This is a genomic window from Micromonospora sp. BS32, assembly GCF_059089345.1.
The window spans coordinates 145,185-165,967 of the sequence record NZ_JBSSHR010000007.1 but is presented as its reverse complement, the minus strand read 5'-3'; the positions used below and the strand labels follow the sequence as shown (position 1 = coordinate 165,967).

The window sequence follows — 20,783 nt, the reverse complement described above, 5'->3', positions numbered from 1 at the left end:
GGAGCCATCGCGACATGAACATGGTTCTATCCGTGGCGGCCGGACGGGGAGCGGACATGTCGAGGATGTGGTGGGCCCGGGGGCGTAACGCACTGCGTCGACGCCAACGGCACCTGCTCGTGCTCATGGCGCTGGCCGGCGGCGCGCTCTGGATGGTCGTCGGGGCCTGGCGGTCCGACCAGCGGGACGGGCAGACCTTCCGCGGCGACCTCTACCTGAACATCGGCACGGCACTGATCATGACCCTCCTGACCTACCTCGTGCTCAACCCGCTCTTCCGGGAGCTCCAGACCGCGACCATCATCGAGCACCCCCGGCTGGACCGGGACGCGCTGATCCAGCGGATCGCTCAGTCCCGGGAGACCGTCGCGATCCTGGAGACCTTCACCAGCATGCTGGAGGGGCCCTACACGTCGCGCTTTCTGTCCGCGTTGCGGTTCGCGCTCAACGACGGCGCGATGGTCAAGGTGCTGCTGCTCGACCCGGACTCACCCGCCGTCCGGCTCCGCGCCGAGGAGCTGCGCCGCGCGGACGCCGCCATCGCGATCATGAACAACCTGTACCACTTCGGGCAGCTTCAGCAACAGCTCGCCCCGGCCGCCCGGTCCCGGCTCCAGGTACGGACGTACGCGACCGCGCCCTCGGTCCAGATGTACCGCTGGGATCACAAGGCGTTCATCTCCTTCTTCCCCGTGCACGGCAAGACCTTCGACGCCCAGCAGCTGGAGGCGTTCGTCTCCACCCCGCTCGGTGAGTTCGTCGACGACCGGTTCACCGAGCTGTGGGAGACCGCACCGGTCCGCGACCTCGACGCCTGCCTGCATCTGAGCGTCTGCCTCCGGCGCGGCGGCACCGAGCTGGAATCGTGCGAGGCACGCTACGTCCGGGTCGACGGCACCTGGTACATCGCCGGCGCGGACCTCGTGCGCAACGTGGCCCGGCACGGGCTGGCCGGGCTGAGCGTGGTGCTGGACCGGCCGGAGGCCGCCGGCCAGGCGTTTGCCCTCGGCGAGGCGGACGAGCTGGAGCCCGAGGTCTACCAACGTGCGCTCCAGCTCTTCCGTGCGAAGTACGGCCTGGACGGCCGGGACGACACCGAGAACCAGGTCATCTTCAACCTCGTCGTCGCCACGCTCACCCGGCAGCTGACCTGACCGTCACACCTCCCGGAGGTCCAGCGCGATGTCCAGGATGGGCGACGAGTGGGTCAGCGCGCCCACCGAGATGAAGTCCACGCCCGTCGCGCCGTACTCGGCAGCCACCGGCAGGGTCAGCCCGCCGGTCGCCTCCAGCTCGGCCCGGTCGCCCACCGCCGCGACCACCTCGCGCAGCAGCGCCGGGGTCATGTTGTCCAGCAGCAGGAAGTCCGCCCCCGCCTCGACGGCCTCCACCGCCTCGGCGAGGGTGTCCACCTCCACCTGCACCGGGACGTCCGGGAAGGCTTCCCGCACCCGCCGGTAAGCCGGCGCGATCCCGCCGGCGGCCAGCTTGTGGTTGTCCTTGATCATGGCGACGTCGTGCAGGCCCATCCGCTTGTTGGTGCCGCCGCCGGCCCGCACCGCGTACTTCTCCAGCGCCCGCAGGCCCGGAGTGGTCTTCCGGGTGTCCAGCACCATCGCCTTCGTGCCGGCCAGCGCGTCCGCCCAGGCCCGGGTGTGGGTGGCCACCCCGGACATCCGGCAGAGCAGGTTCAGCGCGGTGCGCTCGGCGGTGAGCAGCAACCGGGTCGGGCCGGTCACCGTCGCCAGCACGTCGCCGCGCGCCACCCGCGCGCCGTCGTGGGCCACCACCGACACCTCGACGGTACGGTCCGACCCGGTCACCTCGCCCACCAGCTCGAAGACGGCCGCGGCCACGGCCAGCCCGGCGACCACGCCGTCGGCCCGGGCCACCAGGTCGGCGGTGTCGGTCTGCGCGTCGGGGATGGTGGCGACGCTGGTGACGTCGAGGAAGTCCAGCCCCAGATCCTCGGTGAGCGCGTCCACGATCACCCGCCGGACCCGTTCCGGGTCCAGGCCGGCCTCCCGCAACGCCCGCTCCGTGCCTGACCTCACGCTGCCTCCTCAGTTCGCGACTGCGGGGCTCGCAAGATCGGCTCACTCCTCGCGCTCACGCCGACTCCTCCCACCGCTGCGTCACCCTGCCCTGCGCCCCGACCGCCTCGACCAGGTGGCCGCGCCACCGCTCGTCGGCCGTCGGGAAGTCCTCCCGCCAGTGGCACCCCCGGGTCTCCTGGCGTATGTACGCGGCGGCGACCAGGGTCGACGCCACGGTGATCAGGTTCGTCGCCTCCCAGTCGGCGGTCCGCGGGGTGCCGCGCCCCTGGCCGACCTCGGTCAGGGTGCCCGCCGTCGCGACGAGCGTCTCCGCCGAACGGAGCACGCCCGCGCCCCGGGTCATCGCCCGTTGCAGCGTCGCCGTGCCCTGCGCCGGCACCACCCAGCCCTCGCCGCCCACCCAGGCCCCGGTCTCCGCCGGCTTCGCCTGCTCCGGCAGCCCGGCGGCGACGTCCTCGGCGATCCGGCGGGAGAAGACCAGCCCCTCCAGCAGCGAGTTGCTGGCCAGCCGGTTCGCGCCGTGCACGCCGGTGCAGGCGACCTCGCCGCAGGCGTACAGGCCGGGGATGGAGGTGCGGCCGCGCAGGTCGGTGCGGACGCCACCGGAGGCGTAGTGGGCGGCCGGGGCCACCGGGATCAGGTCGGTCGCCGGGTCCACCCCGATGGCCAGGCAGGACGCCACGATGGTCGGGAAGCGCCCGGCGAGGAAGTCCCCGCCGAGGTGCCGGGCGTCGAGGAAGACGTGGTCCGCGCCGGTCGCCAGCAGCACCCGGTGGATGCCCTTGGCGACCACGTCCCGGGGGGCCAGCTCGGCCAGCTCGTGCTGCCCCACCATGAACCGCTTGCCGTCGCCGTCGACCAGGTGGGCGCCCTCGCCGCGCAGCGCCTCCGAGACCAGCGGCTGCTGGGCCAGTCCCGCGCCCGGCACCCGGGCGTGCTCGGGCACGATCAGCGCGGTCGGGTGGAACTGGACGAACTCGACGTCGGTGACGGCCGCGCCGGCCCGCATCGCCAGCGCCACCCCGTCGCCCGTGGAGACCGCCGGGTTGGTGGTGGCCGCGAAGATCTGGCCCATCCCGCCGGTGGCCAGCACCACCGCCCGGGCCAGCAGCGCGCCGACGCCGTCCTCGCTGCCCTCGCCGAGCACGTGCAGGGTGATGCCGCAGGCCGGGCCCAGCCCGTCCGGGCCGTCGCCGGGGGCGCGCAGCAGGTCCAGCACCAGGGCGTGCTCGACCAGCCGGATCCACGGGTCGCGGCGGACCGCGGCGTGCAGCGCCCGCTGCACCTCGGCGCCGGTCGCGTCCCCGCCGGCGTGCACGATCCGGTCGGCCCGGTGGCCGCCCTCGCGGGTCAGCATCAGCGAGCCGTCCGGGTGGCGGTCGAACTCGGCGCCGATCCGCATCAGCTCCCGCAGCCGGGGCGGCCCCTCCTCGACCAGCACCCGCACCGCCGCCGGGTCACAGAGGCCGACCCCGGCGACCTCGGTGTCGTACGCGTGCGCGGCCGGGGTGTCCGCCGGGTCGAGCACCGCGGCGATCCCGCCCTGCGCCCAGCGGGTGGAGCCGTCGTCGATGTTGACCTTCGTGACGACGGTGACATGCAGGCCCGCCTCGCGCAGGTGCAGCGCGGCGGTGAGCCCGGCCACCCCGGAACCGACCACGATCACGTCGGTGGTCTCCACCCAGCCGGGCGCGGGAGCGGCCAGCAGCCTGGGCAGGGCCGGCAGGTCGACGGTCCGAAGTTCCATGGACACAGTCAACCCGAACGGCCCTCACCCTGGGCGGCGGGGGCGGGACGAGTGGTTTGGACTACGGCGTCCGCTACCTCGTCCGTAGTGGCAGGCCGGCCGGGCCGGCGCCCTTCAGCGAGGCGGTCACCGTGCGGTTGCTGAGCCACAGGTAGCAGCGGACGCCCCGGTCGCCGACCCGCCAGCGCCCGGCCCCGGGCGGCCGGACCACCACGTCGCCGCGGAAGCGCAGCTCGGCGTCGTCCGGCACACCGACGTACCGGCTGATCGCACCGCGGCAGCCGGCGTAGACCGGCAGCCAGTCGACGTCCCGGGTGGGAAAGGGACGGTCCGGCGCCTTCCACACCCCGACGAACTCGGCGTCGTGGGCGGTGCCGCAGCCGACCGGGGTCAGCGTGCGCACCCCCAGGGTGCTCCCGGCCCGGGACTGCTGGCAGCCCAGCCGTAGCGCCGAGGCGCCCCGCAGCGCGTCGCGGAGACTGCCCGTCCGGGTCACCACCGTGGCCGCCGCCTCCACCGTGGTGAGCTCGCTGACGTCGCAGCGGTACCAGCGGGAACCGGCCGCCCAGCCGGGGGTGGTGGGCAGCGCCACGGCCAGCCGCAGCCGGCCGGCCCGCCAGTCGTCGCCGACGTACCCGGTGGCGCGCGCGTCGCACTCGGCGAAGGCGCCGCGCAGCTCCGCCGAACCGGTGGCTGGACGGGTCGGGCGGTCGCCCGGGAAGGCACCCACGTGCACGGTCTCCACCCGGTGCGGCACCGCGCAGTCGACCGGGGCGTATCCGGCCAGCGGGACCTCGTCGGCGAAGTCGGCGACCTGGCAGACGCCGGCCGCCGGAGTGAACGCGGCCGCCGTGGGCAGCGCCGCCCAGTCGTCGGTGAGATTCCCGTCCAGCCCGGCCGCGTTCCCGCAGCCGGCCAGCAGCGCCGCCGCCAGCAACGCGGCGACCACGATCGTCATCGCACGGCGCATCGCGGCCTCCCCCGGCGACGACCGTCAATCCGACGGTTCGACCAGGGTAACCAAAAATGACCTTCCGGTGACAGACCGGATGCCTGGCTCAGCCGAGGACGGCCAACGGGCTGGAGACGGGATCGCCGGCGGTGCCGGGGGCCACGGCGGCCGGGTCGGCGCCCAGCTCGACCACCCGGTTGTCGGCGTCGACGTGCACCACCCGGGGCTGGTACGACCGCGCCTCGGCGTCGTCCATCTGCCCGTACGAGATGAGGATGACCAGGTCACCGGGGTGCACCAGGTGCGCCGCGGCGCCGTTGATGCCGATCACGCCGCTGCCCCGCTCGCCCGGGATCACGTACGTCTCCAGCCGGGCACCGTTCGTCACGTCCACGATCGCCACCTGCTCGCCGGGGAGCAGGTCGGCGGCGTCGAGCAGATCCTGGTCCACGGTCACCGAACCGACGTAGTGCAGGTCGGCCTGGGTCACCGTGGCCCGGTGGATCTTCGACTTCAGCATGGTCCGGAACATCAAGGGTGCCTTTCAGCAGGGTGTGGTGGTGGGTGTTCAGGAACGGGGGGCGAGCCGGATCGCCAGGTTGTCGATCAGCCGGGTGCCGCCCACCCAGGCCGCCACCAGCAGCCGGGCCGGGCCCGCCACCGGGCCGGGTTCCAGGTCCGGATCGGTGAGCACCAGGTAGTCGAGCCGGGCGTCCGCGCCGGACGCGCCGAACGCCCGGTGCGCCTCGGCCAGCACGCCGCCCGCGTCGTGCCCCGCCTCGGCCGCGGCGACGCCGGCCCGCAGCGCCACCGACAGGCTCAGCGCGGTGCGCCGCTCCTCCGGGGAGAGGTACCGGTTGCGGCTGGACAACGCCAGCCCGTCCGGCTCGCGGACCGTCGGCACGCCGACCACCTCGACCGGTACGTCCAGGTCCCGCGCCATCCGCCGGACCAGGGTGAGCTGCTGGTAGTCCTTCTCACCGAAGAAGGCCAGGTCGGGGCGGGTGAGCTGGAGCAGCTTCAGGACCACGGTCAGCACTCCGTGGAAGAAGCCCGGCCGGCTCTGCCCCTCCAGGTCCTCGCCGAGCGGGCCCGGGTTCACCCGGACCCGGGGCTGCCCGTCCGGGTACATGTCGGCCACCGACGGGGCGAACACCACGTCCGCGCCGGCCCGGCGGCAGATCTCCAGGTCCGCGTCGAGGGTGCGCGGGTACCGGTCGAAGTCCTCGTTCGGGCCGAACTGCAACGGGTTCACGAAGATCGTCACGACGACGTGGTCGACCCGCTCCCGGGCCGCCCGGAGCAGCGCCTCGTGGCCCGAGTGCAGCGCACCCATGGTCATCACCACGCCGACCGTGCCGGTCAGCCCGTCCCGGGCCTTCGCCAGCTCCGCCCGCGTGTGCACCAGCTCCGTCATGCCGTCACCTCCGTCCGCGACCGCGCCGCCCGCGAGATCACGCTCACGCTGCTACCTCCCGATGGATGCCCGCCAGCACGTCGAGCAGCGACTCCGCGTCCACCGGCCGCAGCCGGCCCGCCGCGATCGCCCGATCGGCGCTCCGTCGGGCCAACGCCAGGTAGGGGGCCACGGATTCCGGGGCGGTCTCCGCCAGCCGGTCCAGGTGCCGCCGCACGGTGCCCGCGTCACCCCGGGACACCGGGCCGGTCAGCGCGTCGTCGCCGAGGCGCAGCGCGTTCTCCAGCGCGGCCCGCAGCAGCGGGGCCAGCACCTTCTCCGGATTCGCCACCCCGGCGTCGCGCAGCCGGTCGGCCGCCTCGTTGACCAGGGTGACCAGGTGGTTGGCGCCGTGCGCCAGCGCCGCGTGGTAGAGCGGCCGGTCCGCCTCGCCCACCCACTCGGGCACCCCGCCCAGGTCGGCGACGAGCCGGGCGGCCAGTGGACGCAGCTCCGCCGGGGCGGTCACCCCGTACGAGATGCCGGTGAGGCGGGTGAGGTCGTCCGGGGTACCGGTGAAGGTCATCGCGGGGTGCAGGGCCAGTGGCCGGGCGCCCACCGCGGCGGCCGGGTCGAGGACGGCCAGGCCGTGTGCGCCGGAGGTGTGCGCCACCACCTGACCGGGGCGCAGCGCGCCGGTCTCGGCCAGCCCGGCGACCACGCTCGCGAGGGCGTCGTCCGGCACGGCGATCAGCAGCAGGTCCGTCGCGGCCCGGGCTACCGAGGTGGCGGAGCGGTTGCGGGCGCCGGGCAGCAGCAGGGCGATCCGGGCCTTGGCGGCGCCGGAGACTCCCGAGGCGGCGACCACCCGGTGGCCGGCGGCGACGAGTGCCGCGCCCAGCACGGCGCCGACCCGGCCGGCGCCGATGACGCCGACGGTCAGGGTGCGGGGAAAGGTGAGCGGGGCGCCGGATCCGGCGCCGCCCGACAATACGGCGGCCTCACGCGGGGCGGCCGGACGCGGGCGCAGCGGTGCGCTCATGGCATCGATCCAGTCCTCGAAGGGGGTACCGGTCGACCGCAAGTATGCGCCGGGGTTACAGAGCCCAAACAAGCATGTGTGAAAACCTTCACCACCGGTGGGACCGGGCCGCCCCGGGGTGCGCGGCGGCCCCGCCGGTGGGTGCCGCCCACCGTAGGGTCGGCACGGTGACGCCCCCTGAACGAGGAATGAAACCGACGCGCTGGCGCGACGCGATGGACCGTGCGCTCTACGGCCCGGACGGCTTCTTCGTCTCGGGGGCGGGGCCGGCGGCCCACTTCCGCACCAGCGTGCACGCCTCCCCGGTCTTCGCGTCGGCCCTGCTCCGCCTGGTCGAGCAGGTCGACGCGACCCTCGGCCACCCGCCGGTCCTGCAGGTGGTCGACGTGGGAGCGGGGCGGGGCGAGTTGCTCCGCGCCCTGGCCACCGCGATCTCCCCGGCCACCTCGGCCACCGCCGGCCCCCCGCTCGCCGATCGGGTACGGCTCACCGCCGTCGAGCGGGCCGCCCGACCCGACGACCTGCCGGCGGAGATCGGGTGGTGCGACGAGATCCCGACGGGGATCGTCGGCCTGCTGATCGCCACCGAATGGCTGGACAACGTCCCCCTCGACCTGGCCGTACCCACCGACGACGGCTGGCGCTACCTGCTGGTCGACCCGACCACCGGCACGGAGTCGGTCGGCGACCCGGTCGAACCCGCCGACATGGACTGGCTCGACCACTGGTGGCCCAGCGCGGGCGGCGGGATGGCCGGCCGGGCGGAGATCGGGCGGAGCCGGGACGAGGCGTGGGCGGACGCCGTCGGCCGGATTGAGCGCGGGCTGGCCCTGGCCGTGGACTACGGGCAGCTGCGGGACGACCGGCCGGTCGACGGAACGTTGACCGGGTACCGGAACGGCCGGCAGGTGCCGCCGGTGCCGGACGGGTCGTGCGACGTCACCGCGCACGTCGCCATGGACTCCGTCGCCTCCGCCGGTGAACGGGTCGCCCGGTGCGCGTACTCCCTGATGGTGCAGCGGGAGGCGCTGCGGGCGCTCGGGGCCGACGGCGGCCGACCGCCGCTGAGCCTGGCCGGTTCCGACCCGGCCGGGTACGTGCGGGCGCTGGCCGCCGCGTCGGCGGCGGCCGAGCTGACCGACCCGGCCGGGCTCGGCGGGCACTGGTGGCTGCTCCAGCAGGTGGGCGTGCAGCACCGGTACGGCGGGCCGTCCATGGCACGATGACGGACATGACCACCGATGCCGGCGACCTCCGCGAACTGACCGTCGGCACCGGGGCCGGCGGGGAGCAGCTCGGCACCGACATGGTGCTCAACATCGGGCCGCAGCACCCCTCCACGCACGGCGTGCTCCGACTGAAGCTGGTGCTCGACGGCGAACGGGTGATCTCCGCCGAACCGATCGTCGGGTACATGCACCGGGGCGCGGAGAAGCTCTTCGAGGTACGCGACTACCGGCAGATCATCGTGCTGGCCAACCGGCACGACTGGCTCTCCGCGTTCTCCAACGAACTGGGCGTCGTGCTCGCCGTCGAACGGCTGATGGGCATGGAGGTGCCGGAGCGCGCGGTCTGGCTGCGGATGGCGCTCGCCGAGCTGAACCGGGTCCTCAACCACCTGATGTTCCTCGGCTCGTACCCGCTGGAGATCGGCGCGATCACCCCGGTCTTCTACGCCTTCCGGGAGCGGGAGACCATCCAGGCCGTCATGGAGGAGGTCTCCGGCGGTCGGATCCACTACATGTTCAACCGGGTCGGCGGGCTCAAGGAGGAGGTCCCGGCCGGCTGGACCGGCCGGGCCCGGGCCGCGATCGGCGAGGTGCGCCGGCGGATGCCGGACCTGGACCACCTCATCCGGCGCAACGAGATCTTCCTGGCCCGCACCGTCGGGGTGGGGGTGCTCTCCGCCGCCGACGCCGCCGCGTTCGGCGCGTCCGGGCCGGTCGCCCGGGCCTCCGGCCTCGACCTGGACCTGCGCCGGGACGAGCCCTACCTCGCCTACGACCAGCTGGACGTCCCGGTGGTCACCAGGACCGCCGGGGACTGCCACGCCCGCTTCGAGGTACTGCTCGACCAGGTGTACGCCTCGCTCGACCTCGCCGAGCAGTGCCTGGACCGGGTGGACCGGCTCACCGGCCCGATCAACACCCGGCTGCCGAAGGTGCTCAAGGCCCCGGAGGGGCACACCTACGCCTGGACCGAGAACCCGCTCGGCATCAACGGCTACTACCTGGTGTCCCGGGGCGAGAAGACCCCGTGGCGGCTCAAGCTGCGCACCGCCTCGTACGCCAACGTGCAGGCGCTGGCCACCCTGCTCCCCGGCTGCCTGGTGCCGGACCTGATCGCCATCCTCGGCTCGATGTTCTTCGTGGTCGGCGACATCGACAAGTGACCGGCCCGGCCGTGGACCCGCGGCCAGGTCAGCGCCAGCTACCGCCGGCGCGCGGGACGTCGTCCGGCGGCGGGTAGCCGTACCGCTCCTCGCCGTCCCACTGCTGGCGAGCGCGCGGCTCCGGCTCCGGGGCCCGCCAGGACCCGGCCGACTCCCGGTCCCGCTGCGCGGGCGGCCGCCACGCCTCGACCGGCTGCCGGCCCCACCGCTCCTCGGCCGGCTGCTCCCACCGGTCCCCGGCGGGTTGCTGCTCGCGGGCCGGTCGCCACTCCTCCGGTACGGGCACCCCGCCGACCGGCAGCGCCGGCCGGTCCGCCGGCTCGGCCCGGTCACCCCACTGCCCACCGGGTCGGTCGTGCTCCCGGCGTCCCTCGGTCCGGCGCGGCTCCTCGTGGCGCACCTCGGCCCACCGGTCCGCGTACCGGAAGCCGGCGCCGTGCACCTCCGCCCGCCGCTCCCCCACCCGCAGCTCACGGGCGTTCCCATCGTCGCGCACCTCGGCCCAGCGGTCCCCGGCCCGGGCCCCGGACCACTCCCCGGCCTCCTCTGCCGGGTACCCCCGGCCGGCCCAGGACTGGACGGGACAGTCCTCTGCCGCCCCGGACCAGGAGCGCTCGCCCCGCTGCCCGTCCGACCAGGACCGGTCGTCGCGCTCGCCGGCCGACCACTCGTCCCGCTCGTCGCCCGACCGGGGCCGGTCGTCCCGCTCCGGCGCCGCCCAGGACCGGTCGTCGCGCGGCGCGGCCCGGTCCTCCCGCGAGCGACCGCCCCGGGACCGTTCCTCGGCGGTGCCCGGCCAGCTCCGGTCGGCCGGCTCGGACTGCACCGGCCAGGCGTTCTCCGGCTCGGCGGCCGGCCAGGCGGCCTCCTCCGGCGCCCAACGGCCGGCGTAGCCGGCGTACGCGTTGCCGACCGCCGGGTCGGCGCCGTCCACCACGGTGTGCCGGGTGGTGACGTGGACCGTCTCGGTGTGCCGTACCACCCCGAGCGGGCGCTGGGCGGAATCCGGGACGGCGGCGGCGCCGCGCGGTTCACGGGCCGACCCGCCGTACACGCCGGGCTGACCGGCGGCGGCACGGTCGGTGCCGTACCGGCGGCCGGCCGGCTCGTCGTCCTCCCGGTCCGGGGCGGTCCAGCCGCGGGCGGCCGGGGCCTCCTCGGCCGACCGACGGCGACCGGCCGGCGCCTGGTCGTGCTGCAGCTCCGGCGCCGGTACCCGGGCCCGGCCGGCGCCGGCCCGTTCGTCGGCGGCCGGAGCGCTGATGCCGGCGGCGGCGGCGATACCGGCCGCGGCGGCGTCCAGCCGTCGACGCAGGGCGGCGACCTGCTCATCGACCCGCTGGGCCTGGTCGAGTGCCTGGTTGCCGCGCTGGGCGGCGGCCACGATCTCACCGCGCAGCTCGCGGCGCAGCTGCTCCAGCTCGTCCAGCAGCTCGTCGTCGTACGGCCGGCCACCGCCGTCGGCCCGCAACGCGATGGAGAGGCCGATCAGGACCACCGCCGTGATGGCCAGCACCGCGGCGAACCGGAGCGGGCCGTTGCCGTCGGCGACCAGCAGGATCAGCGCGGCTATCGGAGCGAGCGCCACACCGATCCAGAACAGGACGGTCAGCAGCGACGCGGTGCGCTTTTCGGGAAGGACCGGGGCCGACATGGCTGTGCAGCCTACCGAGAGTTGCCCTGGCTGGGAACGGTCCCGGGGGCCGTTCACCGCCCGTTCTCCCGTGCTGGGCCCCGGTGTTCAGCAGCTGGCGAAGATCAGCCGGCGAGCGCGGCGTCGGACGAGAAGACCAGGCCCACGCTGGCGCTCCCCGTCTTCAGGGCGTTCTTGGTCTGCGGGCCACCGGCGTCCAGCGAGCTGAACGAGCCGGCCTTGAAGTCGTAGACCTCGACCAGACCCTTCTGGCACTTCGGCCGCTGCGGGCACTCCGGCGGCCCGGCCAGCACCGTCGCCTTGCCCGAGCACTTGGCGGCCAGGTCGGAGAGGGTCTTCACCTGGTACTTGTCGGCGAAGGCCGTGGTGACCGCGAAGGCGTTCTGGTCCTGCGCGGCGGCCGGGGTGCCGAAGGTGATGCCGACCTTGTCGCCCTCCGACTTCAGGGCGGTCACCGTCTTGTCCAGCTCCGGCGCGGAGACCGGCGTGGCACTCTGCCCGTTGGCCTTGGTGTTGAGGAACTCGGCCATGGTCGCCGCGTACTCCGGGACGACCTGGATCTCACCCTTCTCCAGGGCCGGCTCGTAGAGCTCCCGGTTGCCGATCTGCTGCACCTTGACCTGGTAGCCGGCCGCGGTGAGGGCGATGTTGTAGAGCTCGGCCAGGGTCTGGCTCTCGGAGAAGTTGCCGGCGCCGACCACGATCTGACCGCCCGGCCCCTTGGCGATGCCGGCGGTGATGTTGTTGGCGGATGCGAACTCCTCGGCGGCCGACTTCGGCGTCTTGCGGTCGACGTCGACGGCCTTGTTGAGCGCGATCAGCTTCGGCGTGTCCAGCGCCGCGGAGACCTTGTCCAGCGCGGCGAGCAGCTGAGGCTTGGCCGCGTCGGCGTTGACCGCCGGGATGATGTTGTCGGTGTTCTGGAGCTTCTTGTCGTCGTCGAGGACGACCAGCTTGTCGCCGGCGACCGGGGCGCAGCCCGCCCCGCTGGCGCCCTGCTCCGGCGCGTCGGTGCCGGACGAGCCGGCGCCCCCGCACCCGGTGAGCAGACCCGCCACGGTGAGGGCGCCCACCGCGCCGACCGCCAGCCGTGTCCGTACGCGCATGATCGCGCCCGCCTTCCGTGTCCCGGCGCGGCCCCGATCGGGCCGGCCGCGTGTCCGACGGACGATCCGGTCGGGCCGCCCGCGTTTCCACCCAACATCTTCCGGGTGGGACCGACAACTCGGCGGGATGTTCGTCACCGGATCGTCACCAGGAGGTTCAACTTCCCGCGATCGCTCCCGCCGCCCGCCGGTCGGCCCGCGCCCGGGTACGCCGCAGCGGGCGCGGCGTGACCAGCCGCTCGACCACCGCGAGCAGCCCCTCGACCAGCAGCGCGAGCCCGGCCACCAGCACCCCGCCGGCGATGATCTGCCCACCCCCGGCCGCGATGTCCAGCCCGAACCCGGCCCGGATGATCTGGCCCAGCCCACCGCCGTTGACGAACGACGCGAGCGCGGCGGTGGCCACCACCTGCACCGCAGCCGTCCGGAACCCGGCGGCCAGGTACGGCACCGCCAGCGGCAACTCCACCCGGCGCAGCACCTGCCAACCGGACAGCCCCATCCCCCGCGCCGCGTCCCGCGCCTCCGGATCGGCCTGCCGCACCCCGGTGTACGCGTTGGCCAGCAGCGGCGGCACGGCGAAGACCGCGAGCGCCACCACCACCGCCGGCCGGCCGAAGCCGAGGAAGGTCAACGGCAGGATGGTCAGCAGCGCCAGGGTGGGAATGGAGAGCGTCAGGTTGGAGATCAGCACGACCGCGCCGCCGCCCCGGCCGCTGTGCCCCAGCCAGAGCCCGATCGGCCAGGCCACCAGGCAGCCCACCAGCACCGCCGCGGCGGACATGCTGAGGTGCTCGCCGAGCCGGTCCAGGATGCCGCCCGGGTTGGTCCAGTTCAGCGGGTCATTGATCCAGCGCACCGCCTGCTCGACCGGATTCACGCCCGCCCTCCGTCCGTGACCGTGGCCGGGGAGGTGGCCGGGGCCGTCACCGGGCCCGCCCGCGCAGCCAGGGGGTGAGCAGCCGGCCCAGCCCGGCCAGGATCAGGTCCAGCACCAGGGCGAGCAGGACACAGAGCAGCGTCCCGGTCATGATCTGGGCCTTGTAGAAGTTGTTCTGGAAGCCGGCGAAGATGAGCTGGCCCAGGCCACCCCGGCCGACCACCACCCCGACGGTGACCAGGGCGACCGTGGAGACGGTGGCCAGTCGTACGCCGGTGAGGACGCCGGGCAGCGCCAGCGGCAGGTCGATCCGGAACAGCCGGGCCCAGCGGCCGTACCCCATCCCCTCGGCGGCGTCGCGCACCTCCGGCGGCACCTGGTTGAGCCCGGCCACCGCGTTGCGCACGATGACCAGCAGCGCGTACAGCACCACCACGGTCAGCACGGTGACCGCCCCGATGCCCAGGTACGGCGCGATGAAGGCGAACAGGGCCAGCGACGGGATCGTGTAGAGCACGCCGGTGAGTGCGAGAATCGGCCCGGCGAGGCGGCTGAACCAGTACGCGGCCACCGCCAGCGGCAGGGCCACCAGGGCGGCGATCAGTACTGCCCGCGCGGTCAGCGAGGCGTGCTCCCGCAGCGCGGCCAGGATCGTGTCAGAGTTGTCCCGCACGTACTGCCAGGAGAACCAGGGGTTACCCGGGTCGGCCCGGTAGCTCAGGTGGAAGGACACACGTGGACGTTACCCCGGGGACCTCCGGCGACGCCGGACAGAGCGCGGCCTCGATCACGTTGGACGGCATCCGCAAGCGCTACCCGGACGGCACCGAGGCGGTGCGGGAGCTGAGCCTGGAGGTCAAGGCCGGCGAGCTGGTGGTGCTGATCGGCCCGTCCGGTTGCGGCAAGTCCACGGTGCTGCGGATGGTCAACCGGCTGATCGAGCCGACCGGTGGCCGGATCCTCCTGGGCGATGAGGACATCACCCGGGTCGACCCGGTGAAGCTGCGCCGCCGGATCGGGTACGTCATCCAGAATGTCGGGCTCTTCCCACATCAGACCGTGGCCGCCAACGTCGGCACCGTGCCCCGGCTGCTCGGCTGGTCGAAGGAGCGGATCCGGCAGCGCAGCAGCGAGCTGCTGGAACTCGTGGGCCTCGACCCGGCGCAGTTCGGCCGGCGCTACCCGCACGAGCTCTCCGGGGGTCAGCGGCAGCGGGTCGGGGTGGCCCGGGCGCTCGCCGCGGACCCGGTGGTGCTGCTGATGGACGAGCCGTTCTCCGCGGTGGACCCGATCGTCCGGACCCGGTTGCAGGAGGAGTTCCTGCGCCTGCAGGCCGAGGTCCGCAAGACCATCGTGCTGGTCACCCACGACCTGGACGAGGCCGTCCGGCTGGGCGACCGGATCGCGGTGCTCTCCCAGGGCGGCCGGCTGGAGCAGTACGACACCCCGGCGGCCCTGCTCGGCGCGCCCGCCTCCCCCTTCGTCCGGGAGTTCGTTGGCGCCGACCGGGGCATCCGCCGGCTGGCGGTCACCCCGGTCACCCGCGAGGTGCTGGCCCCCGGGCCGGGCGACACGGGCCTGCCGGCGGTGCCGCTGGGCGGGTCGGCGTACGACGCGTTGGCCGCGATGCTGACCTCCGGGTCGGACGCGGTCGTGGTCACCGACGACGACCGCCCGGTCGGCACGCTCAGCCGATCCCGGGTGCTCGAACTCGGCCAGACCGGCGCCTGAGCGCGGCCCGGTGGCGGGTCGTCAGGCCCGGCCGCCGAGGCTGGCCAGCCCGATGATCCAGCCGGCGAAGAAGCCGTAGGTGGCACCCGTCCCGGTGGTCTGGAACGCGGCGAGCATCGACCCGTCGGCGGTCAGCAGCGCCGCCAGCAGCGTGGCGACCCCGGAGGCGAGCGCGTACGCCGCCCAGCCGGAGAGGAACTGGCTGGCCGAGCCCTGCACCCGGGCCACCTGCGAGGTGGGCAGCAGGTAGAGGAAGGCCGCCGCGAAGACCAGCAGCAGGATGGCCCGCAGGTCGGTGGCGAGCACGCCCTGCCCCGGCTCGGCGGAGTCCAGCCGCCAGGCCGGCCAGGCGAGCAGCCGCACGAACCAGCCGCCGGCAGAGTTCGGGTCGGTGTGGTCCGCCCAGGCCACGTACCACGGGCTGCCGCAGACGCCGACCAGGATGAGCGCGGCCAGGGTGCCGGTTCCCGCGGCGGTGCCGTACCCGCTGACGGTCCGGGGGCGGTTGGTGAGGGCCATGCGGCGGGAAGTTCCCGAGCCACCGCGACCGGCAAACCTCCGCCACCCGGCGGCAGGTCCGCTCAGTGCTTCAGCAGGTAGTCGATGAACGCGGCCCGCAGCAGCGGCGCGGACTCCTCGTAGCCGTGGCCGGTCAGCTCCCGCCACAGCGCCGACGCCTCGTCGATGGTCGGGCCGACCGAGTTGGGCGCCCCGTCCAGCGCGGCCGCCTCGTCGGCGTTGGGCAGGTGCCGCAGCACCGACCAGAAGAACCCCACGTCACGGCGCTCCCGGGCCAGCGTGAAGGCCCGCTCCCGCAGCTCCTCGGTGGGTAGGGCGTCGAGCTCGTCGAAGGTACGGCCGGTGCCGGCAGAAGGAGTCTCGGTCATGCCCGCGAGCCTAACCGGCGAGATCACTTCGGGCCCGCCGGACGCGGCGGCCCGGCTGGCGCTGGTGCCGCTGCTCGACGCGGGGCACGTGGGCTCAGCGGTCGCCGGCGTCCCAGCGGTCGGGGGCCTTCTCCCAGCGCGGCGCCGCCCACGGGTCGGACGGGATGGCGTCCGTCCGGTCGGGCAGCGCGGGCGGCCAGTTGCCGGTCCCGTTGGGTCGGGGCAGCGACCAGCCGGAGCTGACCGTGCCGTCGCTCGCCGGGACGACCTCGGCGCGCTCGGCGACCGTGCCCCGGGGCCGGCCGAACGTCTCGACCAGGCGGGTCACCACGAGTCCGACGCCGAGCGCCGCCGCGCCGACCGACCACCGGCTGACCGTCCAGCCGCGCGCCTCTGCCCAGGCCAGGAAGACGACCACGAGGCACACCGCCAGCAGGGTGCCGAAGATGCCGCCCCGCCGGCCGTACGCGCTGGTGCCGGCGAGCATCGCCACCCCGATCGCCAGCACCGTCCAGTCCAGCCCGGCGGCCGGTACGACCGGGCCGGCGTCGTTCGCCGCGACCAGCACGCCGGCCAGCATGGCCAGCACCGTGGAGCCGACCAGTCCGGCCGAGGTCACCACGGCGGCCACCACACCGCGGCGGCGGGCCGGGTCGGCCACCGGCCGGTACCGGCCGACCAGCCGCCGGACCGTCCGGAGCGCACCGAAGACCCCGCCCAGCGCGGCGACCGCGGCGAAGCCGGCGAACAGGTAGAAGGCGGTGCGGTGCGGGTCGTAGTCGCCCTGCACCGGCACCGGGCCGGTGCGCTGCTCGATCCAGACGATCACGCCGGACGCGGCGGCCAGGCTGGCGGCCCAACCGGGCACGTGCAGCACCACCACCGCCCAGGCCAGGGCCAGGCCGCCGAGCGCCGCGGCCACCAGGGCCGGGGTGAGTGCCGCGGTCACGCCCCGGTCGCCCTGCTCGGCGAAGTGCAGCGCGGCGGCCACCGCGACCGGCCCGATCGCCAGATTCACCGCCGCGGTCCGCAGGCTCAGGCCGGCGGCGAGGGCGAGCAGGCCGAGCGCGACCGCGTCGACCAGGAGGCCGCGCAGGCCCGTGCCGCGCAGCGCGTCGGCGTTCTCCCGCCAGAGCAGCACGGCGAACACGGCCAGCGCGACCAGGAGCACCGCCTCCCAGAGCAGGTGCACGCCGATCCGGTCCCGGCCGGGCTCCCCGTGGGTGGGGTCGTCGAAGACGTTCTCGAGCACGGCCGGGGGGACGCCCGGCGAGGGCTCCACCGACGCGGTCCGGCCCGATTCGTCGTACGCCATGCCGTGCCTCCCACATGGCCGGCCGTCATCGTCGACGGCCGGCTGATTCCGGTCGCCAGGGACGGTACCTGCGCCGGAGGCCGGGCGTAACCCCCCTGATCAGCGCTGGCCGGGGCGACCCCGCCGGTCGACGCCGTCGCGGTCCTCGTCGTCCTCCTGCTCGGGGACCCGGCAGGAGCGTTCCAGCCAGAGCGCGGCGGCGACCAGGGCGAGCGAGGCGAGCACCCCGGCCCCGGCGGCCGGCCGGTCCTCGATCGCGGCGTTGGTCCGCTCGACGAAGAGCCAGCCGGTCAGGCCGGCGTAGAAACCGGTGAAGATGGCGCCGGCCAGCGCCGAGGCCTTGGCCAGCACGACGAAGCGGGCGACCATCAGCGGGTTGACCGGGTCCCGGCCGGGCCTGCGCTCGATCCGGTTCCGCGTGTTGACCGCCGCGTACGCCTCCAGCACGGCGAGCGCGGCGAGGGTGACCACCGGCAGCCAGGGCAGCCGCGGGATGCCGCTGTAGTAGAAGCTGCTGATCAGCAGCCAGGCCAGGGCCGCGGCGGCGAGCGCGGCGACCACCAGGGTGGAGATCCGGGTCGGCCCCATCCGGCCCCGGTCGGGCTCCGGGCCGCGGGGCGGTCGGGACTGCGCCTGCGTCATGCCGGCCGGCTCCAGTGGGTCATGGAGTCGACTCTAACGCCAGATCCGGGCGGGGGCGCAGTTCCAGGGCGTCCCCGGCCAGCGGCTCGGCGTTGAGCAGATCGGTGAGCCAGCCGTATCCGGGGAGCCGGCCGTGCGGCTCGATGTCGATCCACGGCCGCAGCACGAAGGCCCGCAGGTGGGCGCGGGGGTGCGGCAGGGTCAGCTCCGGGTCGTCGCTGAGCACCGGCTGGCCGGCGTCGTCCCAGACCGCGATCACGTCCACGTCGAGGGTGCGCGGCCCGAACCGGCGCTGCGGGTCGCGGGTCCGCGCGGCCGCCGCCTCGGCGGCCCGGGCCCGGCCCAGCCAGTCGCGCGGGCCCGCCGCCGGGTCCGCGACCATCACCGCGGCGTTCAGGTACGCGGGCTGGTCGGTGTCCCCCCACGGTGGAGTCTCGTAGACCCCGGAGACCACCAGCACCGCGTCGTCGAGGATGGCCAGCGCGGTGCGCAGGTGGGCCAGCCGGTCGCCGAGGTTGCTGCCGAGCGACAGCACGGCTCGGGTCACCGGGTACGCCGCATCGTGACGGCCACGTCGGCGAAGGTGTGCGGGATGGGGGCCTCGGGCTTGTGCACGGTGACCGTGGCGGCGGCGACCAGCGGCTCGGCCAGGCAGACCGCGAGCAGCCGGTCGGTGAGCGTCTCGATCAGGTTGACCGGCTCGCCGGTGACCACGGCCACCAGCTTCTCGGCCAGCTCGCCGTAGTGCACGGTGTCGGTCACCTCGTCGGAGCGGGCGGCCGGGGCGAGGTCGAGTTCGAGCACCGCGTCGACGACGAACTCCTGCCCCCGGGCGCGTTCGAAGTCGTAGACGCCGTGCCGGCCGTGGGCGCGCAGGCCGGTCAACTCGATCCGGTCGGTCATCGTGCTTCCCCTCCGTGGCGGGCGGCGGTCGCCGCGGGTCCGCCGGTCCGTCCGGTTCCGGTGCCCGCGGTCTCGGCGGTCCTCGTTCCCGCGGTGGCCGCGGTTCCCGTGGCCGGGGCCGGCGGGCGGTCACCGCCGGTGTCGACGGCCAGGCGGGGACGGCCGGTGGCCGCCCAGACGGCGAGCGCGTCGGCGGTGCCGCGGACGTCGTGCACGCGTACCCCCCAGGCGCCGGCGGCGACGGCGAGCAGGCTGGTGGCGGCCGTGGCCGCTTCCCGTTCGGCGGTGGGGCGGGGTGCGCCGTCGGGACCGGCGAGCAGCCGGCCGAGGTAGGACTTGCGACTCGCCCCGAACAGCAGCGGGAAGCCGAGGTCGACCAGCTCCGGCAGGCGCGCGCTGAGTTCCCAGTTGTGCGCGGCGGTCTTGGCGAAGCCGAGGCCGGGGTCGACGATGATCCGGTCGGCGGCGATCCCGGCGGCGAGCGCCTCGTCGATCCGCTGCCCGAGTTCGGCCCGGACGTCGGCGACCACGTCGGTGTAGCTGGCCAGCTCGCGCATGCCCCGCGAGTGGCCACGCCAGTGCATCAGCACCCAGGGGCAGCCGGCGTCGCGCACCACCCGGGCCATGTCCGGGTCGGCCAGCCCGCCGGAGACGTCGTTGACCACGTCCGCGCCGGCGTCGAGGGCCGCCGCTGCCACCGAGGCGCGGGTGGTGTCGATGCTGACCGTCACGCCGACCGCGGCCAGCCCGCGGATCACCGGGACCACCCGGGCGGCCTCGGTCCCGGCGTCGACCCGGTCGGCGCCCGGCCGGGTGGATTCGCCGCCCACGTCGACCAGGTGCGCGCCCTCCGCCCGCAGTCGCACTCCGTGTGCGACCGCCGCGTCGAGGTCCGCGTACCGGCCGCCGTCGGAGAAGGAGTCGGGCGTGACGTTCAGGACGCCCATCACCACCGGGGTCTGCGCCCGTACCAGATCGGTCACGACTAGACCGTACCGGTCGTTCCGCGCTGCTCCGGCGACCCCCGCCGACGCCCTCCAGCCGGGGGCTGACGTGGGCATTGGAACAGGTGTACGATCGGTCGTCCGGGTCGAATCGGGCCGACTCCTCGCGGGTTGTCGCAAAGGGGGACGGCCCGTACGCTGTGGAATTGCCCAGCATCGAGATGGCGAAGCCTGGAGGGAGGGCCGAAGCGGGAAGAATCCCCCCAAAGCTCACCACTCTCCGTGGTGGGTAACTAACGTAGCGTCGTCGACGCTGCGCCAGTGAGCACATTCCCGCCAGGCTTGCCTACTGCACCGCCGCGGCACCGCCGGCCGCGATATGGGGAGGTTCCAGTGATCGCCTTCGAGCTCATGGAGACGGCGTCGTCCGGCGTCGCGCAGGCGCTGCACACCCTGGCGTCGGCTCCACTCGCCGAGCAGGCCCCGAAGGGCATCGACACCAACGGGGTCGTCACCTTCTTCGCCAGCAAGATCGCGCCCATCCTGCTAGCCGTGCTCGGTGTCATCTTCATCGGCCGCGCGAGCCGCGGCGAGATCTCCAAGGTGCTCACCAGTTCGGCCATCGCGATCGTCGGCCTGGCCTTCATCGCCGGGGCGGCCACACTCTTCTTCGTCGGTGACTACCTGATCGACCTGATCTTCGAATAGGCGCGGGCATCAGATGCGGCTGCGCACCGACGACGACATCTACCGGGCCCGCCTGGTCTACCTCGGGCCGCCCGGCTACACCCTTCCCGTCCATCTGCCGTACGCCCAGTACGGCCTGTTCATGCTGCTCGTACCCCTCTACATGTTCATCCACTGGCTGTTCACGCTCCAGGTCGAACTCTTCCCCGCGTGGGAGATCGCCCTCGCCATCGTGAGCACCTCGTTCATCTTCCGGTACGTCGACCCGGACCGGCCGGCGCGGATGGTCATCCGTACCGCGCTCACCGACTGGCGACGCACCCGGGAACCGGCCACCGAACTGCGGGACCCCCGCCTGGTCGGCAGCCGGATCAGGATCCGGGAGGAACTGGCATGACCGGGCGTACGTCGAACGGGCGGTCGCAGCAGCACGCGGGTGAGGCGGTCG

23 protein-coding genes are annotated in these 20,783 nt (G+C 74.4%); 6 read left to right on the top strand and 17 right to left on the bottom strand.

All coding sequences use genetic code 11. The features are described from left to right. Positions 1 to 56: 56 nt before the first annotated feature. Positions 57 to 1,154 (top strand): hypothetical protein, encoded by a 1,098-nt coding sequence (locus AC5RWQ_RS13715; RefSeq protein WP_494283101.1) that lies wholly within the window; start codon positions 57 to 59, stop codon positions 1,152 to 1,154. 3 nt (positions 1,155 to 1,157) lie between these two features. Here the strand turns inward: AC5RWQ_RS13715 and nadC are convergent, their stop codons facing one another. The 6 genes from nadC to AC5RWQ_RS13685 form a co-directional block, all read right to left on the bottom strand. After that, on the bottom strand, positions 1,158 to 2,054 hold the full coding sequence (gene nadC / locus AC5RWQ_RS13710; protein WP_494283100.1) for a carboxylating nicotinate-nucleotide diphosphorylase: 897 nt from the start codon (positions 2,052 to 2,054) through the stop codon (positions 1,158 to 1,160). A gap of 55 nt (positions 2,055 to 2,109) precedes the next feature. Further along, positions 2,110 to 3,804: an L-aspartate oxidase gene (locus tag AC5RWQ_RS13705; RefSeq protein ID WP_494283099.1), complete on the bottom strand. Its 1,695-nt coding sequence runs from the start codon at positions 3,802 to 3,804 to the stop codon at positions 2,110 to 2,112. Positions 3,805 to 3,877: 73 nt separating this feature from the next. Continuing rightward, the gene (locus AC5RWQ_RS13700) at positions 3,878 to 4,774 is read right to left on the bottom strand and encodes a septum formation family protein (RefSeq protein WP_494283098.1); all 897 of its coding nucleotides are present in this window, start codon (positions 4,772 to 4,774) and stop codon (positions 3,878 to 3,880) included. Positions 4,775 to 4,862: 88 nt separating this feature from the next. Beyond that, positions 4,863 to 5,288 carry an aspartate 1-decarboxylase gene (gene panD, locus AC5RWQ_RS13695; protein ID WP_494283097.1) on the bottom strand — a complete coding sequence of 142 codons (426 nt, stop codon included), beginning with the start codon at positions 5,286 to 5,288 and terminating at the stop codon, positions 4,863 to 4,865. A gap of 36 nt (positions 5,289 to 5,324) precedes the next feature. Next, a complete protein-coding gene (panC, locus tag AC5RWQ_RS13690) occupies positions 5,325 to 6,173 on the bottom strand; it encodes a pantoate--beta-alanine ligase (RefSeq protein ID WP_494283096.1) in 849 nt (282 codons plus the stop codon). A 43-nt stretch (positions 6,174 to 6,216) separates the two neighbouring features. Beyond that, a complete protein-coding gene (locus AC5RWQ_RS13685) occupies positions 6,217 to 7,194 on the bottom strand; it encodes a Rossmann-like and DUF2520 domain-containing protein (RefSeq protein ID WP_494283095.1) in 978 nt (325 codons plus the stop codon). 188 nt (positions 7,195 to 7,382) lie between these two features. Here AC5RWQ_RS13685 and AC5RWQ_RS13680 point away from each other — a divergent pair, with 188 nt between their 5' ends. Next, positions 7,383 to 8,420: an SAM-dependent methyltransferase gene (locus AC5RWQ_RS13680; RefSeq protein WP_494283094.1), complete on the top strand. Its 1,038-nt coding sequence runs from the start codon at positions 7,383 to 7,385 to the stop codon at positions 8,418 to 8,420. Then, a complete protein-coding gene (locus AC5RWQ_RS13675; RefSeq protein WP_494283093.1) occupies positions 8,417 to 9,586 on the top strand; it encodes an NADH-quinone oxidoreductase subunit D in 1,170 nt (389 codons plus the stop codon). Before AC5RWQ_RS13680 ends, AC5RWQ_RS13675 begins: the two co-directional genes overlap by 4 nt. A 28-nt stretch (positions 9,587 to 9,614) precedes the next feature. On the opposite strand, the gene AC5RWQ_RS13670 is transcribed toward AC5RWQ_RS13675, so the two are convergent. From AC5RWQ_RS13670 to AC5RWQ_RS13655, 4 genes are all read right to left on the bottom strand, one after another. After that, positions 9,615 to 11,240 carry a hypothetical protein gene (locus tag AC5RWQ_RS13670; RefSeq protein WP_494283092.1) on the bottom strand — a complete coding sequence of 542 codons (1,626 nt, stop codon included), beginning with the start codon at positions 11,238 to 11,240 and terminating at the stop codon, positions 9,615 to 9,617. A gap of 104 nt (positions 11,241 to 11,344) precedes the next feature. Next, positions 11,345 to 12,346: a glycine betaine ABC transporter substrate-binding protein gene (locus AC5RWQ_RS13665; protein WP_494283091.1), complete on the bottom strand. Its 1,002-nt coding sequence runs from the start codon at positions 12,344 to 12,346 to the stop codon at positions 11,345 to 11,347. Between the two features lie 157 nt (positions 12,347 to 12,503). Further along, on the bottom strand, positions 12,504 to 13,226 hold the full coding sequence (locus tag AC5RWQ_RS13660) for an ABC transporter permease (RefSeq protein ID WP_494283090.1): 723 nt from the start codon (positions 13,224 to 13,226) through the stop codon (positions 12,504 to 12,506). 46 nt (positions 13,227 to 13,272) lie between these two features. Further along, a complete protein-coding gene (locus AC5RWQ_RS13655; RefSeq protein WP_494283089.1) occupies positions 13,273 to 13,959 on the bottom strand; it encodes an ABC transporter permease in 687 nt (228 codons plus the stop codon). A gap of 2 nt (positions 13,960 to 13,961) precedes the next feature. Between AC5RWQ_RS13655 and AC5RWQ_RS13650 the strand changes: the two genes are divergently transcribed. Next, positions 13,962 to 14,957 carry an ABC transporter ATP-binding protein gene (locus AC5RWQ_RS13650; protein WP_494283088.1) on the top strand — a complete coding sequence of 332 codons (996 nt, stop codon included), beginning with the start codon at positions 13,962 to 13,964 and terminating at the stop codon, positions 14,955 to 14,957. Between the two features lie 21 nt (positions 14,958 to 14,978). Here AC5RWQ_RS13650 and AC5RWQ_RS13645 read toward each other — a convergent pair whose 3' ends face one another. The 7 genes from AC5RWQ_RS13645 to folP all read right to left on the bottom strand — a co-directional run bounded on the left by AC5RWQ_RS13645 (position 14,979) and on the right by folP (position 19,687). Continuing rightward, positions 14,979 to 15,476, bottom strand: a complete 498-nt coding sequence (locus AC5RWQ_RS13645; RefSeq protein WP_334484072.1) for a hypothetical protein — start codon at positions 15,474 to 15,476, stop codon at positions 14,979 to 14,981. A gap of 62 nt (positions 15,477 to 15,538) precedes the next feature. Then, on the bottom strand, positions 15,539 to 15,844 hold the full coding sequence (locus tag AC5RWQ_RS13640; RefSeq protein WP_334484074.1) for a hypothetical protein: 306 nt from the start codon (positions 15,842 to 15,844) through the stop codon (positions 15,539 to 15,541). 94 nt (positions 15,845 to 15,938) lie between these two features. After that, on the bottom strand, positions 15,939 to 17,159 hold the full coding sequence (locus tag AC5RWQ_RS13635) for an ABC transporter permease (protein ID WP_494283087.1): 1,221 nt from the start codon (positions 17,157 to 17,159) through the stop codon (positions 15,939 to 15,941). A gap of 99 nt (positions 17,160 to 17,258) precedes the next feature. Then, the gene (locus AC5RWQ_RS13630) at positions 17,259 to 17,801 is read right to left on the bottom strand and encodes a DUF3180 domain-containing protein (protein ID WP_494283086.1); all 543 of its coding nucleotides are present in this window, start codon (positions 17,799 to 17,801) and stop codon (positions 17,259 to 17,261) included. 19 nt (positions 17,802 to 17,820) lie between these two features. Beyond that, positions 17,821 to 18,348 carry a 2-amino-4-hydroxy-6-hydroxymethyldihydropteridine diphosphokinase gene (gene folK / locus AC5RWQ_RS13625; protein ID WP_494283085.1) on the bottom strand — a complete coding sequence of 176 codons (528 nt, stop codon included), beginning with the start codon at positions 18,346 to 18,348 and terminating at the stop codon, positions 17,821 to 17,823. Then, positions 18,345 to 18,704, bottom strand: a complete 360-nt coding sequence (gene folB, locus AC5RWQ_RS13620; protein WP_494283084.1) for a dihydroneopterin aldolase — start codon at positions 18,702 to 18,704, stop codon at positions 18,345 to 18,347. The genes folK and folB overlap by 4 nt, the downstream gene beginning before the upstream one ends. Continuing rightward, on the bottom strand, positions 18,701 to 19,687 hold the full coding sequence (gene folP / locus AC5RWQ_RS13615; protein WP_494283083.1) for a dihydropteroate synthase: 987 nt from the start codon (positions 19,685 to 19,687) through the stop codon (positions 18,701 to 18,703). Before folP ends, folB begins: the two co-directional genes overlap by 4 nt. 354 nt (positions 19,688 to 20,041) lie before the next feature. On the opposite strand from folP, the gene AC5RWQ_RS13610 reads away from it, so the two are divergent. Next, positions 20,042 to 20,356, top strand: a complete 315-nt coding sequence (locus AC5RWQ_RS13610) for a hypothetical protein (protein WP_334484089.1) — start codon at positions 20,042 to 20,044, stop codon at positions 20,354 to 20,356. Positions 20,357 to 20,369: 13 nt separating this feature from the next. Then, positions 20,370 to 20,732, top strand: a complete 363-nt coding sequence (locus AC5RWQ_RS13605; RefSeq protein ID WP_194821406.1) for a hypothetical protein — start codon at positions 20,370 to 20,372, stop codon at positions 20,730 to 20,732. Positions 20,733 to 20,783 lie beyond the last annotated feature (51 nt).

Bases quoted from the DNA above. Each gene is read 5' to 3' on its own strand.
- AC5RWQ_RS13715 (WP_494283101.1), top strand. From the start codon at position 57: ATGTCGAGGATGTGGTGGGCCCGGGGGCGTAACGCACTGCGTCGACGC.
- AC5RWQ_RS13635 (WP_494283087.1), bottom strand. From the start codon at position 17,159: ATGGCGTACGACGAATCGGGCCGGACCGCGTCGGTGGAGCCCTCGCCG.
- AC5RWQ_RS13665 (WP_494283091.1), bottom strand. From the start codon at position 12,346: ATGCGCGTACGGACACGGCTGGCGGTCGGCGCGGTGGGCGCCCTCACC.
- AC5RWQ_RS13705 (WP_494283099.1), bottom strand. From the start codon at position 3,804: ATGGAACTTCGGACCGTCGACCTGCCGGCCCTGCCCAGGCTGCTGGCC.
- panD (WP_494283097.1), bottom strand. From the start codon at position 5,288: ATGTTCCGGACCATGCTGAAGTCGAAGATCCACCGGGCCACGGTGACC.
- AC5RWQ_RS13685 (WP_494283095.1), bottom strand. From the start codon at position 7,194: ATGAGCGCACCGCTGCGCCCGCGTCCGGCCGCCCCGCGTGAGGCCGCC.
- AC5RWQ_RS13670 (WP_494283092.1), bottom strand. From the start codon at position 11,240: ATGTCGGCCCCGGTCCTTCCCGAAAAGCGCACCGCGTCGCTGCTGACC.
- AC5RWQ_RS13680 (WP_494283094.1), top strand. From the start codon at position 7,383: ATGAAACCGACGCGCTGGCGCGACGCGATGGACCGTGCGCTCTACGGC.
- AC5RWQ_RS13640 (WP_334484074.1), bottom strand. From the start codon at position 15,844: ATGACCGAGACTCCTTCTGCCGGCACCGGCCGTACCTTCGACGAGCTC.
- AC5RWQ_RS13700 (WP_494283098.1), bottom strand. From the start codon at position 4,774: ATGCGCCGTGCGATGACGATCGTGGTCGCCGCGTTGCTGGCGGCGGCG.
- folB (WP_494283084.1), bottom strand. From the start codon at position 18,704: ATGACCGACCGGATCGAGTTGACCGGCCTGCGCGCCCACGGCCGGCAC.
- AC5RWQ_RS13630 (WP_494283086.1), bottom strand. From the start codon at position 17,801: ATGACGCAGGCGCAGTCCCGACCGCCCCGCGGCCCGGAGCCCGACCGG.
- AC5RWQ_RS13645 (WP_334484072.1), bottom strand. From the start codon at position 15,476: ATGGCCCTCACCAACCGCCCCCGGACCGTCAGCGGGTACGGCACCGCC.
- panC (WP_494283096.1), bottom strand. From the start codon at position 6,173: ATGACGGAGCTGGTGCACACGCGGGCGGAGCTGGCGAAGGCCCGGGAC.
- AC5RWQ_RS13605 (WP_194821406.1), top strand. From the start codon at position 20,370: ATGCGGCTGCGCACCGACGACGACATCTACCGGGCCCGCCTGGTCTAC.
- AC5RWQ_RS13675 (WP_494283093.1), top strand. From the start codon at position 8,417: ATGACGGACATGACCACCGATGCCGGCGACCTCCGCGAACTGACCGTC.